Here is a 16,298-nt window from a genome sequence, read left to right on the forward strand (position 1 = left end):
CTCGACCCCCCACGAGGTGGTGCCTTCCCCCATGACCCGCCCGAGCGAGCACCGAACCGACGACCTGGAGAGCGCGGGCGAGAGCCTGGGTGACCGGGCGGCGCACGCGATCCTCGAGTACCGCGAGGGGCGGACCGACGCGCTGAGCGACCTGGTGCGCGAGGCGACGCCGCTGCTGTGGCACACGGTGCGCGCGCAGGGTGTGGACCCGCAGACCGCGGACGACGTCGTGCAGAGCACCTGGGCGGCGCTCGTGCGGCACGCGCACACGATCTCCGAACCCAAGGCCGTCCTCAAGTGGCTGCTGGTCACGGCGCGCCGCGGGGCCTGGGAGACCGTGCGCAAGGGCCGCGACGACGTCCGCCGGCGCACCGAGCTGCCGGACGACGTGGCCGAGGGCACGGCGACGCTGCCCGACGCCGGCCCGGGCCCGGAGGAGGAGGTGCTGCGCGACGAGCGCGACCGCCTCCTGTGGGCGGCGGTGCGCCGCCTCCCGGCGCGCTGCCAGGAGCTGCTGCGGCTCGTCTCGCTCGCGGACCGGCCCGACTACAGGGCGATCTCCGCGGCGATCGGCATGCCGGTGGGAAGCATCGGCGCGACTCGGGGACGCTGCCTCGCCAAGCTGCGGGCCGTCCTCACCGAAGAGGGGGAGACCTCGTGGACATGAACTGGACCGACGACCCGATGCACGACGTGCCCGGTGCCGACCAGCCGATGGACGGGACCGACGTCGCGGTGCTCTCGCGGCTGGCCCGCGTCGTCACGGCGATCGACCCCGTCCCCGACGGTCTCGTGGAGCGCTCGCTGTTCGCGATGACGCTCGCCGGGCTCGAGGCCGAGGTCATGGAGCTGCAGCTGATCGAGGCCCCCGTGGGCTCGGTGCGCGGCGAGGCCCCGCCGCTCGAGGCGCGCACCATCACCTTCACGCACGAGCGGCTGACCGTGATGATCGCGCTCTCCGCGGCCGACGACGGCGAGCACGTCCGCGTCGACGGCTGGGTCGCGCCCGCCGGCGACGGCGTCGTGGTCGAGCTGCGGCAGCCCGGTGGCACCCGCGCGACGACGACGGACGACGACGGCCGGTTCGTCTTCGAGTCCGTCGACCGGGGCCAGGCGAGCCTGCTCGTGCGCCCCGCCGAAGGCGAGGACGCCCCCGCCGTGACGACGCCCGTCGTCGAGCTCTGACCCGACCGCACGACCCGTGACCGGGCGCGTCGACGGCGACGTGCCCACGATCCAGGAGGAATTCGTGAGCTCCAGGCCCCGAGGCTCCCGCCTGCAGTGGCAGACCCGCGCGATCGACCCGCTGACCGCGCCCCGAGTCGGAACTCAGCCGTCGCCGCAGCCCACGTGGTACGTGGGGGACCGGCTGCTGCTGAGCGTCGCGGCGCCGGACCGGGACGGACCCGAGCCGCGGTGGCTCCGCCGGCTGCGGCGCGCGGCGCGGCGTGCCGACCTGGACGTGCGCATCGCCGACGAGACGTACACCGACCTCGCGCTGATCGACGAGGCGGTCCGGGCAGGACTCGACCCGGAGGTCGGCGCATCCCTGCGACCGGTCTTCGGCACCACGGTGGAGCTCGTGCGCCCGGAGCCGGGCGGGCTGCCCGACGGCTGGGACCTCATGGCCGTCCTGGGACTGGGCTGGGAGACGTTCGACGACGACGCCCAGGCGCAGAGCCAGGAAGGGCGCGGCCGCCACGAGGAGGACGGCCCCGGCGAGGTCCGCGTCGCGCTCGACCACGTCATCGTCCCGGGGGCGATCGGCGGACAGCCCGCGGCGCAGCCGGCGGCGTTCACCGACGTCCAGCCGTTCATCCGGGCCAACCCGCTCACCGCGAGCCACCCGCTGACGGCGAGCCACCCGCTCACCGCCAGCCACCCGCTCACGGCGAGCCACCCGCTGACGGCGAGCCACCCGTACGCGGGCATCGGCGAGTACGCGCTCGCCGGGCTCGGCGGGCGCCAGCCCGTGAAGTGGGTCGGGCCCGCGCCGGCACGCACCGTCGTCGGGGGACCGAACCCCTTCCGGGGTCCGAACGGCGAGCGTCGTCCCGTCGTCGCCATCATGGACACGGGCGTAGGGCGGCACGACTGGTTCCCCGCCGACGACGTCCCGGACCGCGTCGTCGTGCGCGACCCGAAGGTCGTGGGCGAGCCGGTCGGGCTGAGCCCGGATCCCGCGTTCGCGTACCAGCACCCAGAGGTCGGCGGCGTCTCGATCTACCCGATCACCGGCCCTCTCGATCCCGTCGCGGGTCATGGCACCTTCATGGCGGGCCTGGTCCACCAGCAGTGCCCCGACGCCGTGATCCTCGCGCCGCGCGTGTACGGAGGATCCGGCGTCGTGCCCGAGAGCGACCTCGTGCGGTCGCTGCGCCGGCTGCTGCTGTTCCACCTGCTCGGGCTGGCCGGGGTCGAGACGTACGCGCCGGTCGACGTCGCGGTGCTCGCGCTCGGCTACTACCACGAGCGGCCGGAGGACGCGGACTTCGACGTCCCACTGGGCGCGGTGCTCGCGGCGCTGCGCCGGTGGGGCGTGCTGGTCGTGACGTCGAGCGGCAACGACGGCCAGGTGCGCGAGACGTACCCGGCGGCGTTCGCGCCGAAGCTGAACCGGATGGCCGAGCCGCCGACGCTCGACGAGGACGAGCCGCCGCTCCGCGAGGACGAGCCGCCCATCATCGCCGTGGGCGCGCAGAACCCGGACGGCACCACGGCGCTGTTCAGCAACGACGGCCCCTGGGTCACGTGCCTGCGGCCGGGCGCCGCGCTGGTGAGCACCGCCCCGGTGACCATCGACGGCGTCATCGCACCGAGCCGGCACATGCGCGAGCTGTTCACCGGCAAGCGGCGTGCCACGATCGACCCCGAGGGGTTCCAGGGCGGGTTCGCCGTGTGGAGCGGCACGTCGTTCGCCGCGCCCGTGCTCGCGGGCGAGCTCGCAGCGTCGCTGCTCGCCGCCGGGGTCCCGGCGCCGAGGCCCCCGGCCGGCGAGGGCGACGCCGACCGCTGCCGGTGGCTGTGGCCCGCCGTCACGGACGCGACGGGCCTGGAGCCGTCGGCCGACGGGGTGACCGCGACCGGGTGATTCCGTGCCAATCCCGTGGGCCGTGGGCCCTCGGGATGACTACCGTGGGCTCGTGGAGGCAGACGGCGGAGGTGCGACCGACCTGTACGCGGTCGCGCGCGGGCACGACGACGTCGGCCGGTTCGGCGAGGCGCTCGCGACCTACCGGCGTCTGCTGAGGCTGCTCGAGGAGAGCTCGGGCGAGCCGCGCCTGCGAGCGCGCGCGCTGCTCGGCGCGGCCCACTGCGTGTACGAGGCGCAGGGCGACCTCGACGGGGCGATGCGCCTCCTCGACGACGCCGAGGCCGTGAGCCGCGAGCACGACCTGGGCACCGAGCTCATCGCCGTCCAGGGGCAGCGCGGCCTGCTCTGGCTCCGTGCGGGCGACGTCGCTCGGGCGCGCGCGGAGCTGGACCGTGCCGAGCCCCGGCTCGACCGCGAGCCCAGTCGCGACGCCGCGGTGCTGCTGCTCAACCGCGGAGCGCTGAACCTCGACGCGGGCGACGTCGCGGCCGCGGAGCGCGACCTCGCCGCCTCGTCGGCGCACGCCGCGGCGATCGGGGACCGCTCGGTCGAGGGCAAGGCGCTGCACAACCTGGGGTACGCCCACTTCCTGCGCGGCGACCTCCCGCTCGCGCTGCGCCGCATGTCCGAGGCGACGGACGCGTTCGCCCACGAGGGTCCGCAGTCGGTCGCTCTCGTCGACCGGTCCCGCGTGCTCTACGAGGCGGGCCTGGTGCGCGAGGCCGCGGAGGCGCTCGACGCCGCGGCCGCCGCGCTCGAGCAGGACGGCGCCGCCGTCGACCTCGCCCACGTCCGGCTCGACACCGCGCGCTGTCTGCTGCAGCTGCGGCGCCACGACCAGGCGCTGCGCGCGGCGCGTGCGGCGCGCGAGGCGTTCGTCGAGCAGTCCAACACGCAGTGGGCGCTGCGCGCCGAGCTCGTCGAGCTCGAGGCCGAGCTCGGCACCCTCGTGAGCGACGGCGACGTCGGTGACTGCCCGCGCGTGCTCCGGCGGGCGGGCGAGATCGCCGAGCTGGCGCACGGGCTCGCGCCGGGGCTCGTGGCGGTGCCCGCGCGGATCCTGCAGGCCGACGCGGCGGTGCTCGCGGGCGAGCTCGACGTCGCGCGCACCGCGCTCGCCGCGGCCAGGACCGACTCCTCGGTCGCGCTCTCGGTCCGCATCCAGCGCCAGGTGGTCGCGGCACGCCTCGCGTTCGCCGCGGGCGACCGGCGCCGCGGCCTCGCCGCCGTGCGTCGTGGCCACGCGCTGCTGAGCAGCCACCGCGCGCACCTCGGCTCGGTCGACGCCGTCACGGCGGCCGCGCTGCACGGCGCACGGCTCGCGATCGCGGACGTCGAGGCCGCCTTCGGCACGGGACGGCCCGCCGCCGTCTTCGACGCCGTCGAGCGCGGCCGCGCGACGTTCGCGGGCGCGGGGCGCGTGCGCCCGCCCGCGGACCCCGAGACCGCCGACCTCGTCGAGCGGGCGCGGCGGGAGCTCGAGGCGAGCCTGGCGGAGGAGGCGCTCGCCGACCGCGAGTCCCACCTGGCCGAGGCCCGGCGCCTCCAGGAGGCGGCGCGCCGGCGCGCGTGGCTCGACGGCGGCAGCCGCGGCGCTCCGCGGCCGGCCACCGCTCGCCGGGTGCGCGAGGCGCTGCGCGGCGGCGCGCCGCAGGTCACGGTCGCGAGCCTCGTTCTGCTGCACGGGGCCGTCCACGCGGTCGTCGTCGACGTGACGGGGGACCGGCTCGTCCGGCTCGCGGACTGGGACGAGGTCGCCGAGCAGGTCCGGCGCGTGCGCGCGGACCTCGGGGTCCTCTCGAACGCACTGATCCCTGAGCCGCTGCGCGCCGCCGCGGCGGCGTCGGTCGGCCGCGCGCTCGGGCGCCTCGACGGCATGCTGCTCGGCCCGCTCCACGTCACCGGAGACCTCCACCTGGTGGCGCGCGACCTGCTGCTCACCGTGCCGTGGGCGGCGCTGCCGTCGCGGCGCGGGCGGCGGACGGTCGTGAACTCGTGGCTCGACCTGCGCGCCGGCGCGCCGCCGCGACGCTCGGACCGCGCTCTCGTCGTCGCCGGGCCGGGGCTCCTGGCGTCCCACGAGGAGGCGGGCCTGGTCGCGGGGGCGTGGGACGACGTCGTCCTCCTGCGCGGCGAGGACGCGACGTGCGCCGCGACGTCGGGCCGGCTCGCCGGCGTCGGGATCGTGCACCTCGCCGCCCACGGGACGCACGAGCCCGACAACCCGTTGTTCTCGTCGGTGCGCCTCGCGGACGGGCCGCTGTTCGCCCACGAGCTCGACGGCACGGACCTGGCGGGTGCCGTCGTCGTGCTCTCGGCGTGCGAGGTCGGGCGGTCGAGCTCGCGGGTCGGTGGCGAACCGCTCGGCCTCACGAGCGTCCTGCTGCGGCACGGGGCCGGAGCGGTGATCGCGGCCGTCGCGCCGTTGCGCGACGACGTGGCGCTGCGCGTCATGCCGGCCCTGCACGCCGGCCTGCGCGAGGGGTTGCGACCGGGCCAGGCGCTCGCGCGCGCCGTCGCCGACGAGCCCGAGCCCGTGCCGCTCGTCTGCTTCGGCCCCCTCGTCGTGTGAGCCGGGCCGGGGGGGCGTGACGCAGGCCTCCGGCGGCGATTACCGCACCACCGCCGTCGTCGTGTAGAGTTCTCGGGTAACCCAAGACCGCCGGTCGTCCGACGCTGCCCAGGATCCGTCCCGGGAAGCCGAAGACCGAAGTCCCGCCGAACGCGGGGGCCTGCGCAGGTGACACGACGACGTCCCGCAGCATCGCTGCGAGCCCGAGCCCCGTGCGCCTGCGCCGGGGCTCTTTCTCGTTCCAGGGGCAGCCGGTGGCACCACCACCGGAAGGATTGCCATGGCGAGGCCGGACAAGGCAGCCACCGTCGCGGAGATCGCGGAGAAGTTCCGCGGTTCGAGCGCGGCCGTGCTGACCGAGTACCGCGGGCTCACCGTCGCGCAGCTCAAGGAGCTGCGTCGGTCGCTCAGCGGCAACGCAACCTACGCCGTGGTGAAGAACACGCTGACCAACATCGCGGCCAAGGAGGCCGGCATCGAGTCGCTCGACGCCGACCTCAAGGGTCCCTCCGCGATCGCGTTCGTGACCGGTGACCCGGTCGAGGCCGCCAAGGGTCTGCGTGACTTCGCCAAGGCGAACCCTGCACTGGTCATCAAGGGCGGTGTCCTCGACGGGAACCCGCTGACCGCTGCGGAGGTCACCAAGCTCGCGGACCTCGAGTCGCGCGAGGTCCTGCTGGCCAAGGCGGCCGGTGCGATGAAGGCCAAGCTCTACCAGGCTGCCTACGTCTTCACCGCCAAGCCCGCCGAGGCCGCCCGCGTCATCGATGCCCTGCGTCAGAAGAAGCAGGACTCGGAGGCCGCCGCCGCCTGACGGCGCGGCGCCCAGCACAACCACCCCCTGCTTCTGCCGGGCCGACCAGGCCCCAGGACGCACCAACCGAAAGGAACGCCATCATGGCGAAGCTCAGCACCGAGGAGCTCCTCGACGCGTTCAAGGAGCTCACCCTCATCGAGCTCAACGAGTTCGTGAAGGCCTTCGAGGAGACCTTCGAGGTCACCGCCGCCGCCCCCGTCGCGGTCGCCGCCGCGGGCGCCCCGGCCGCCGGTGGTGCCGGCGACGCCGGTGCCGCCGAGGAGGAGAAGGACGAGTTCGACGTCATCCTCGAGGCCGCCGGCGACAAGAAGATCCAGGTCATCAAGGAGGTGCGCGCGCTCACGTCCCTCGGCCTGAAGGAGGCCAAGGACCTCGTGGACGGTGCCCCCAAGCCGGTCCTGGAGGGCGCGAACAAGGAGACCGCCGAGAAGGCGAAGGCTGCCCTCGAGGGCGCCGGCGCGACCGTCACGCTCAAGTGACGTCAGTCCTCGGACTCCTCGCCGCCTGACGGCGGCACCCCAGGCGCAGAGGCCCGTACCCCCTCGGGGGTGCGGGCCTCTCGTCGTGCCCGACGCCGGTCCCCCCGCGCGTGTGACGCACCTCCTGGTGCGACCCGCCCGAGGCGAGGTACCGTCGTCGGACAACCGTTTCTTGGGCGGCATATGGCGGCCACCGAGACAACGTCCTCACAATCCAGAGACGAGGGCGTCCACCGGCGTGCCCGCGCGGGGTGGACAAACTCGATCGATCTGGCTACGCTAGCGCTTTGCGCTCGCCTGTGCCCCGACGCCCGTCCGCCGACGAAGTCCCGCCCACGTGGTCATCTCTTTCGTGACCCCGCGGACGGCGACCAGGTCGCGGTCCGGCGGCTGCAGCCTCGCTGAGCGTACAGCGTGCCATCGAACTGCAGGGAAGGACCCCTCTTGGCTGCCTCGCGCACCCCTTCTGCTCCGTCCGCCGACGCCATCGCGAACCGCACCGCTTCCCGCCGCGTCTCCTTCGCCAAGATCCACGAGCCGCTCGAGGTCCCCGACCTCCTCGGGCTGCAGATCGAGAGCTTCGACTGGCTCCTCGGCAACGAGGCGTGGCAGGCCCGCGTCGAGGCCGCGACCTCCGCCGGCCGCACGGACGTCCCGACGACCTCGGGCCTGGAGGAGATCTTCGAGGAGATCTCGCCCATCGAGGACTTCGGTCAGTCGATGTCCCTCTCGTTCTCCAACCACCGCTTCGAGCCGCCGAAGTACACGGCCGAGGAGTGCAAGGAGAAGGACTTCACGTACGCCGCGCCGCTGTTCGTCACCGCCGAGTTCGTCAACTACACGACCGGTGAGATCAAGAGCCAGACGGTCTTCATGGGCGACTTCCCGCTCATGACCGAGCGCGGCACGTTCATCATCAACGGCACCGAGCGCGTCGTCGTCTCGCAGCTCGTGCGCTCCCCGGGCGTCTACTTCGAGCGCGTGCCCGACAAGACGAGCGACAAGGACGTCTTCTCCGCGAAGATCATCCCGTCGCGCGGCGCCTGGCTCGAGTTCGAGATCGACAAGCGCGACGCCGTCGGCGTGCGCGTCGACCGCAAGCGCAAGCAGTCCGTCACGGTGCTGCTCAAGGCCCTCGGCATGACCGAGTCGGAGATCCGCGAGGAGTTCGCGGAGTACCCGTCGGTGCTCGACACGCTCGAGAAGGACCACGTCCACACCCAGGACGAGGCCCTCGTCGACCTGTACCGCAAGATCCGCCCGGGCGAGCCGCCGACCGTCGAGGCCGGCCGCGCGCTCGTCGAGAACTTCTACTTCAACCCGAAGCGCTACGACCTCGCGAAGGTCGGCCGCTACAAGCTGAACAAGAAGCTCGGCGTCGACGCCCCGCTCGCGGACTCCACGCTGTCGCTCACCGACGTCGTCGCGACGATCAAGTACCTCGCCGCGCTGCACGCCGACCAGGCCTCGATCGCCGGCACGCGCGACGGCCAGCCGGTCGAGGTGCGCGTCGAGACGGACGACATCGACCACTTCGGCAACCGCCGCATCCGCGCCGTCGGCGAGCTCATCCAGAACCAGGTGCGCACGGGCCTGTCCCGCATGGAGCGCGTGGTCCGCGAGCGCATGACGACGCAGGACGTCGAGGCCATCACGCCGCAGACGCTGATCAACATCCGCCCGGTCGTGGCGTCGATCCGCGAGTTCTTCGGCACCTCGCAGCTGTCGCAGTTCATGGACCAGAACAACCCGCTCGCGGGCCTGACCCACAAGCGTCGTCTGTCGGCGCTGGGCCCCGGCGGCCTGTCGCGCGACCGCGCCGGCATGGAGGTCCGTGACGTCCACCCGTCGCACTACGGCCGCATGTGCCCGATCGAGACCCCCGAGGGCCCGAACATCGGCCTCATCGGCTCGCTCGCGTCGTTCGGTCGCATCAACCCGTTCGGCTTCATCGAGACGCCGTACCGCAAGGTCGTGAACGGCCGCGTCACGGACGAGGTCGAGTACCTCACCGCCGACGACGAGGACCGCCACGTCATCGCGCAGGCCAACACGCCGCTGAACGAGGACGGCTCGTTCGCCGCCGACCGCGTCCTGGTCCGCACCAAGGGCGGCGAGACGGACGACGTCCCGGCCGCCGAGGTCGACTACATGGACGTCTCGCCGCGCCAGATGGTGTCGGTCGCGACCGCGCTCATCCCGTTCCTCGAGCACGACGACGCCAACCGCGCGCTCATGGGCGCCAACATGCAGCGCCAGGCCGTGCCGCTCGTGCGCTCGGAGGCGCCGCTCGTCGGCACCGGCATGGAGCGTCGCGCCGCGATCGACGCGGGCGACGTCATCGTCGCGACCAAGCCCGGCGTGGTCACCGAGGTCTCCGCGGACCTGATCGTCGTCGCCAACGACGACGCGACCACGACGTCGTACCGCGTGGCGAAGTTCCGCCGCTCGAACCAGGGCACGAGCTACAACCAGCGCGTGCTCGTCGACGAGGGCCAGCGCGTCGAGGTCGGCTCCGTCCTCGCCGACGGCCCGGCCACGGACGAGGGCGACCTCGCGCTCGGCCGCAACCTGCTCGTCGCGTTCATGTCGTGGGAGGGCCACAACTACGAGGACGCGATCATCCTGTCGCAGCGCCTCGTGGAGGACGACGTGCTGTCCTCGATCCACATCGAGGAGCACGAGGTCGACGCGCGCGACACCAAGCTCGGCCCCGAGGAGATCACGCGGGACATCCCGAACGTCTCCGAGGACGTCCTGGCGGACCTCGACGAGCGCGGCATCATCCGCATCGGTGCCGAGGTCGGCGCGGGCGACGTCCTGGTCGGCAAGGTCACCCCGAAGGGCGAGACCGAGCTGACCCCGGAGGAGCGCCTCCTGCGCGCGATCTTCGGCGAGAAGGCGCGCGAGGTGCGCGACACGTCGCTCAAGGTGCCCCACGGCGAGTCCGGCACGGTCATCGGCGTGCGCGAGTTCAACCGCGAGGACGGCGACGAGCTGCCCGCCGGCGTCAACCAGCTGGTGCGCGTCTACATCGCGCAGCGCCGCAAGATCACCGTCGGCGACAAGCTCGCCGGCCGTCACGGCAACAAGGGCGTCATCTCGAAGATCCTCCCGCAGGAGGACATGCCGTTCCTGCCGGACGGCACCCCGGTCGACGTGATCCTCAACCCGCTCGGCGTGCCCGGCCGCATGAACGTCGGCCAGGTGCTCGAGACCCACCTGGGCTGGGTCGCCAGCCGCGGCTGGGACATCGAGCTGGCCGACGGCGACGACCTGTCGTGGAAGGAGAACCTCCCCGAGGTCGCCGCGAAGTCCGAGCCGGGCACCCCGGTCGCGACGCCGGTGTTCGACGGCCTGCAGGAGGACGCGCTGCGCGGCCTGCTGTCGACCACGCTGCCGAACCGCGACGGCGAGCGCATGGTCGGCGTCGACGGCAAGGCCCGGCTCTTCGACGGCCGCTCCGGCGAGCCGTTCCCGGACCCCGTGTCGGTGGGCTACATGTACATCCTCAAGCTCCACCACCTGGTCGACGACAAGATCCACGCGCGCTCGACGGGCCCGTACTCGATGATCACGCAGCAGCCGCTGGGTGGTAAGGCGCAGTTCGGCGGCCAGCGCTTCGGCGAGATGGAGGTCTGGGCCCTCGAGGCGTACGGCGCCGCCTACACGCTCCAGGAGCTGCTGACCATCAAGTCGGACGACGTGCCCGGCCGCGTCAAGGTGTACGAGGCGATCGTCAAGGGCGAGAACATCCCCGACTCGGGCATCCCGGAGTCCTTCAAGGTCCTCCTCAAGGAGATGCAGTCGCTGTGCCTGAACGTCGAGGTGCTCTCGAGCGACGGCGTCTCCATCGAGATGAAGGAGTCGGACGACGAGGTGTACCGCGCTGCGGAGGAGCTCGGGATCGACCTGTCCCGGCGCCCCAACTCGGCCGCGACGATCGACGAGATCTGATCAGCGACCGGCTGAACAAGCGGACATTCGAAAAGCTTTGAGGAAGTAGGACATCTTGCTCGACGTCAACGTCTTCGACGAGCTGCGCATCGGCCTGGCAACGGCCGACGACATCCGTGCCTGGTCGCACGGTGAGGTCAAGAAGCCCGAGACCATCAACTACCGCACGCTCAAGCCGGAGAAGGACGGGCTCTTCTGCGAGAAGATCTTCGGTCCGACCCGGGACTGGGAGTGCTACTGCGGCAAGTACAAGCGCGTGCGCTTCAAGGGCATCATCTGCGAGCGCTGCGGCGTGGAGGTCACGCGCTCCAAGGTGCGCCGTGAGCGCATGGGCCACATCGAGCTCGCCGCCCCCGTGACGCACATCTGGTTCTTCAAGGGTGTGCCGTCGCGCCTGGGCTACCTGCTCGACCTGGCGCCCAAGGATCTGGAGAAGGTCATCTACTTCGCGGCCTACATGATCACGTGGGTCGACGAGGAGGCGCGCACCGAGGACCTCCCCAACCTCCAGAACGAGATCGACCTGGAGAAGAAGGAGATCGTCGATCGCCGCGACAACGACATCAACGCCCGCGCCACGAAGCTCGAGCAGGACCTCGCCGAGCTCGAGGCCGAGGGTGCCAAGGCCGACGCGCGCCGCAAGGTGCGCGACGCGGCCGAGCGCGAGATGGCGCAGATCCGCAAGCGTGCCGACGCCGAGCTCGACCGCCTCGAGCAGGTGTGGGACCGGTTCAAGAACCTCAAGGTCGCCGACCTCGAGGGTGACGAGATGCTGTACCGCCAGCTCGTCGACCGTTACGGCACCTACTTCGAGGGCCACATGGGCGCGCAGGCGATCCAGAAGCGCCTCGAGAGCTTCGACCTGGAGGCCGAGGCCGAGGCGCTGCGCGAGATCATCCGCACGGGCAAGGGCCAGCGCAAGACCCGCGCGCTCAAGCGCCTCAAGGTCGTCAACGCGTTCCTGACGACGACCAACTCGCCCACGGCGATGGTGCTCGACGTCGTCCCGGTCATCCCGCCGGACCTGCGCCCGATGGTGCAGCTCGACGGTGGCCGCTTCGCGACGTCGGACCTCAACGACCTGTACCGCCGCGTCATCAACCGCAACAACCGCCTCAAGCGGCTGCTCGACCTGGGCGCGCCGGAGATCATCGTCAACAACGAGAAGCGGATGCTCCAGGAGGCCGTCGACTCGCTGTTCGACAACGGCCGCCGCGGCCGGCCCGTCACGGGCCCGGGCAACCGCCCGCTCAAGTCGATCTCCGACATGCTCAAGGGCAAGCAGGGCCGGTTCCGCCAGAACCTGCTCGGCAAGCGCGTCGACTACTCGGGCCGTTCGGTCATCGTGGTCGGCCCGCAGCTCAAGCTGCACCAATGCGGCCTGCCCAAGCAGATGGCGCTCGAGCTGTTCAAGCCGTTCGTCATGAAGCGGCTCGTCGATCTCAACCACGCGCAGAACATCAAGAGCGCCAAGCGCATGGTCGAGCGCACCCGCCCCGTCGTGTGGGACGTGCTCGAGGAGGTCATCACCGAGCACCCGGTGCTGCTCAACCGTGCGCCGACGCTCCACCGCCTGGGCATCCAGGCGTTCGAGCCGCAGCTCGTCGAGGGCAAGGCCATCCACCTGCACCCGCTCGTGTGCGCCGCGTTCAACGCGGACTTCGACGGCGACCAGATGGCCGTGCACCTGCCGCTGAGCGCCGAGGCGCAGGCCGAGGCCCGCATCCTCATGCTCTCGAGCAACAACATCCTCAAGCCGTCGGACGGCCGTCCGGTGACCATGCCCTCGCAGGACATGATCATCGGCCTGCACCACCTGACGTCGGAGCGCCCGGGCGCCAAGGGCGAGGGCCGCGTGTTCTCCTCGCAGGCCGAGGCGATCATGGCCTTCGACCGCGGCGAGCTCGACCTCAACGCGACGATCAAGGTGCGGATGTCGGACCTCGTGCCGCCGAGCCACGACTTCGAGGCGCCCGAGGGCTGGGAGCAGGGTCAGCCGATCCTGTTCGAGACCACGCTGGGCCGCACGATCTTCAACGAGGCCCTCCCGGTCGACTACCCGTTCCAGAACGAGGTCGTCGGCAAGAAGGAGCTCTCGGCGATCGTCAACGACCTCGCGGAGCGCTACCCGAAGGTCGACGTCGCGACGTCGCTCGACGCGCTCAAGGACGCCGGCTACCGGTGGGCGACCCGCTCGGGCGTCACGATCGCGATCTCCGACGTCGCCATGCCGGAGGTCAAGAACGAGATCCTCGACGAGCACGAGCAGCGTGCCCTCAAGGTGCAGTCGCAGTTCGAGAAGGGTCTGATCACCGACGACGAGCGCCGTCAGGAGCTCATCGAGATCTGGACCCAGGCGACGGACAAGATCGCCGCGGTCATGCGCGAGAACCTCGAGAACAACTCGCGGAACACGCTGTACCGCATGGTCTCCTCGGGCGCCCGTGGTAACTGGATGCAGGTCCGCCAGATCGCGGGCATGCGCGGCCTCGTGGCCAACCCGAAGGGCGAGATCATCCCGCGCCCGATCAAGTCGAACTACCGCGAGGGCCTGTCCGTCCTCGAGTACTTCATCGCCTCGCACGGTGCCCGCAAGGGTCTGGCCGACACGGCCCTCCGTACGGCGGACTCGGGCTACCTGACGCGTCGTCTCGTGGACGTCTCGCAGGACGTCATCATCCGCGAGGAGGACTGCGGCACGGAGCGCGGCCTGACGCTGCCCGTCGCGGAGCGCATCGGCGACACCCTGGTGCCGCACCCGCGCGTCGAGACGAGCATCTACTCGCGCACGTTCGCGACCGACGTCGTGGACGGTGACGGAAACGTCATCGCCGAGGCGGGCTCGGACGCGGGCGACGTCGTGATCGGCAAGGTCATCGAGGCCGGCATCGAGAACGTCAAGGTCCGCTCGGTCCTCACGTGCGAGTCGCGCGTGGGCACGTGCGCCAAGTGCTACGGCCGCTCCCTGGCCACGGGCAAGCTCGTGGACATCGGCGAGGCCGTCGGCATCATCGCCGCGCAGTCCATCGGCGAGCCCGGCACCCAGCTGACGATGCGTACCTTCCACACCGGTGGTGTGGCGTCCGCGGAGGACATCACGCAGGGTCTGCCGCGCGTCACCGAGCTCTTCGAGGCCCGCACCCCCAAGGGTGAGGCGCCCATCGCGGAGTACACGGGCACCGTGACGATCGAGGACACGGAGCGCACGCGCCACCTCGTCCTCACGCCGGACGACGGCGGCGAGGAGATCCGCTACCCGGTCACCAAGCGTGCCCGCCTGCTGGTCGCCGACGGCGACCACGTCCAGGTCGGCACCCAGCTGGTGCAGGGTGCGGTCGACCCGAAGAAGGTGCTGCGCATCCTCGGCCCGCGTGCCGCGCAGAAGCACCTGGTGGACGAGGTCCAGGAGACCTACCGGTCGCAGGGCGTGGACATCCACGACAAGCACATCGAGGTCATCGTGCGCCAGATGCTGCGCCGCGTGACCGTGCTGGACTCGGGCGACACCGACCTCCTGCCGGGCGAGCTCGCGGAGCGCACCCGTTTCGAGGACGCCAACCGCAAGGCCGTGGCGGAGGGTGGCCAGCCGGCCTCCGGCCGTCCGGAGCTGATGGGCATCACGAAGGCCTCGCTCGCGACCGACTCGTGGCTCTCGGCCGCCTCCTTCCAGGAGACGACCCGCGTGCTCACCGAGGCGGCGATGAGCGGTCGTCGCGACCCGCTGCTGGGCCTCAAGGAGAACGTCATCATCGGTAAGCTCATCCCCGCCGGCACGGGCCTCGCCCGCTACCGGAACATCGAGGTCGAGCCGACCGAGCAGGCCAAGGCCGAGCTCTACCCGAGCTTCGGCTACGACGAGATCGACTTCCCGACGCTCGGCATGGGCTCGGGCGAGGCGATCCCGCTCGAGGACCTGGACTTCGGCGACTTCCGCTGATCTCCGCGGCTCCGCCGCGTACCGCCCGGGGCGCCCTCGTCATCACGACGGGGGCGCCCCCGGCGCGTTCCGGGTGCGTGCACCGACTCTCGCCGAGGTCGTAACGGAGGTCGCGACGTCGTACCCCCGGCGTACGACGTGGCGACCGGAGGTACGACCTCGCGGACGGGACGCGGCCGGCGGGCCGCCGGGGGAGCGGTGGGCCGCACGTCACAACGGCCACGCTTTGACCGGCCTTGCGCGGCCGGGTAGTCTTGGAAGCCGTGCCCGTGCCGTCGTGCCCGCGGTCCAGCAGGTGATCCTCCCGGGTCCCGGCCGGCCCGCCGCGCCGACCTGGTGCGCAGGCATCCCGCGAACCGCACCGCGACGCTCCCCGTGAGCGCAGGACGGTCCGGGCCATCGAGCCGGTGGTAAGTGGCGTTGCGGTTCCGTGAGGGCCGCGGGTGCCGCATGCGATCGGCACGCACAAGCCAGACAGACCACCGTCGAGGGCCGACCGGCCCTCGTGAGCTCGAGAGACGACGGAGACGTAGTGCCTACGATCCAGCAGCTCGTCCGCAAGGGCCGGACCTCGAAGGCCGGGAAGTCGAAGACCCCGGCCCTCAAGGGTTCCCCGCAGCGGCGCGGCGTGTGCACCCGTGTGTACACCACCACCCCCAAGAAGCCGAACTCGGCGCTCCGCAAGGTCGCGCGTGTGAAGCTCTCCTCCGGTACCGAGGTCACCGCGTACATCCCCGGCGTCGGCCACAACCTGCAGGAGCACTCGATCGTGCTCGTGCGCGGTGGTCGTGTGAAGGACCTCCCCGGCGTCCGCTACAAGATCGTCCGCGGCGCGCTCGACACGCAGGGCGTCAAGGGCCGCAAGCAGGCGCGGAGCCGCTACGGCGCGAAGAAGGAGAAGGCCTGATGCCTCGTAAGGGTCCGGCCCCCAAGCGGCCGCTCATCGTCGACCCGGTGTACGGGTCGCCCGTCGTGACGCAGCTCATCAACAAGGTGCTGCTCGACGGCAAGAAGTCCACCGCCGAGTCCATCGTCTACGGCGCCCTCGAGGGCGTCCGTGCCAAGACGGACCAGGACCCGGTCGTCGTGCTCAAGCGCGCGCTCGAGAACGTCCGCCCGGCGCTCGAGGTGCGTTCGCGCCGCGTCGGTGGCGCGACCTACCAGGTCCCCGTCGAGGTGCGCCCGGCGCGCTCGACGACGCTCGCGCTGCGCTGGCTCACCGACTTCTCGCGCGCCCGTCGCGAGAAGACGATGACCGAGCGCCTCATGAACGAGATCCTCGACGCCTCGAACGGCCTCGGTGCCGCGGTCAAGCGCCGCGAGGACATGCACAAGATGGCCGAGTCGAACAAGGCCTTCGCGCACTACCGCTGGTGATGCGCTCGGACGGCCCCGGGTCCCCCCCGGGGCCGTCCGCGGATCCGGAGCCGGCCGGGGGCCGG

Annotated in this window: 10 protein-coding genes; all 10 read left to right on the forward strand. The window is 71.9% G+C overall.

All coding sequences use genetic code 11. The features are described from left to right. The first annotated feature begins 31 nt into the window (after positions 1-31). The 10 genes from ISOVA_RS03240 to rpsG all read left to right on the forward strand — a co-directional run bounded on the left by ISOVA_RS03240 (position 32) and on the right by rpsG (position 16,233). A complete protein-coding gene (locus tag ISOVA_RS03240) occupies positions 32-667 on the forward strand; it encodes an RNA polymerase sigma factor (RefSeq protein WP_041294760.1) in 636 nt (211 codons plus the stop codon). Beyond that, complete coding sequence (locus tag ISOVA_RS03245) at positions 664-1,185, forward strand: hypothetical protein (RefSeq protein WP_041294761.1); 522 nt, start codon at positions 664-666, stop codon at positions 1,183-1,185. Before ISOVA_RS03240 ends, ISOVA_RS03245 begins: the two co-directional genes overlap by 4 nt. A 64-nt stretch (positions 1,186-1,249) precedes the next feature. Further along, on the forward strand, positions 1,250-3,091 hold the full coding sequence (locus ISOVA_RS16695) for a S8/S53 family peptidase (protein WP_186004563.1): 1,842 nt from the start codon (positions 1,250-1,252) through the stop codon (positions 3,089-3,091). Between the two features lie 52 nt (positions 3,092-3,143). Further along, a complete protein-coding gene (locus ISOVA_RS03255) occupies positions 3,144-5,666 on the forward strand; it encodes a CHAT domain-containing protein (protein WP_013837828.1) in 2,523 nt (840 codons plus the stop codon). Positions 5,667-5,946: 280 nt separating this feature from the next. Further along, positions 5,947-6,480 carry a 50S ribosomal protein L10 gene (gene rplJ / locus ISOVA_RS03260; protein ID WP_013837829.1) on the forward strand — a complete coding sequence of 178 codons (534 nt, stop codon included), beginning with the start codon at positions 5,947-5,949 and terminating at the stop codon, positions 6,478-6,480. 83 nt (positions 6,481-6,563) lie between these two features. Next, the gene (gene rplL, locus ISOVA_RS03265) at positions 6,564-6,962 is read left to right on the forward strand and encodes a 50S ribosomal protein L7/L12 (RefSeq protein ID WP_013837830.1); all 399 of its coding nucleotides are present in this window, start codon (positions 6,564-6,566) and stop codon (positions 6,960-6,962) included. A gap of 444 nt (positions 6,963-7,406) precedes the next feature. Next, the gene (gene rpoB / locus ISOVA_RS03270; RefSeq protein WP_013837831.1) at positions 7,407-10,919 is read left to right on the forward strand and encodes a DNA-directed RNA polymerase subunit beta; all 3,513 of its coding nucleotides are present in this window, start codon (positions 7,407-7,409) and stop codon (positions 10,917-10,919) included. Between the two features lie 55 nt (positions 10,920-10,974). Next, complete coding sequence (locus tag ISOVA_RS03275; RefSeq protein ID WP_013837832.1) at positions 10,975-14,856, forward strand: DNA-directed RNA polymerase subunit beta'; 3,882 nt, start codon at positions 10,975-10,977, stop codon at positions 14,854-14,856. Between the two features lie 532 nt (positions 14,857-15,388). Further along, complete coding sequence (gene rpsL / locus ISOVA_RS03280; protein ID WP_013837833.1) at positions 15,389-15,763, forward strand: 30S ribosomal protein S12; 375 nt, start codon at positions 15,389-15,391, stop codon at positions 15,761-15,763. Then, the gene (rpsG, locus tag ISOVA_RS03285) at positions 15,763-16,233 is read left to right on the forward strand and encodes a 30S ribosomal protein S7 (protein WP_013837834.1); all 471 of its coding nucleotides are present in this window, start codon (positions 15,763-15,765) and stop codon (positions 16,231-16,233) included. Before rpsL ends, rpsG begins: the two co-directional genes overlap by 1 nt. The last annotated feature ends 65 nt before the right edge of the window (positions 16,234-16,298 follow it).

The sequence above is a fragment of the Isoptericola variabilis 225 genome (assembly GCF_000215105.1).
Classification (GTDB): Bacteria; Actinomycetota; Actinomycetes; order Actinomycetales; family Cellulomonadaceae; genus Isoptericola; species Isoptericola variabilis_A.

Bases quoted from the DNA above. Each gene is read 5' to 3' on its own strand.
- ISOVA_RS03245 (WP_041294761.1), top strand. From the start codon at position 664: ATGAACTGGACCGACGACCCGATGCACGACGTGCCCGGTGCCGACCAG.
- rplJ (WP_013837829.1), top strand. From the start codon at position 5,947: ATGGCGAGGCCGGACAAGGCAGCCACCGTCGCGGAGATCGCGGAGAAG.
- ISOVA_RS03240 (WP_041294760.1), top strand. From the start codon at position 32: ATGACCCGCCCGAGCGAGCACCGAACCGACGACCTGGAGAGCGCGGGC.
- rplL (WP_013837830.1), top strand. From the start codon at position 6,564: ATGGCGAAGCTCAGCACCGAGGAGCTCCTCGACGCGTTCAAGGAGCTC.
- rpsG (WP_013837834.1), top strand. From the start codon at position 15,763: ATGCCTCGTAAGGGTCCGGCCCCCAAGCGGCCGCTCATCGTCGACCCG.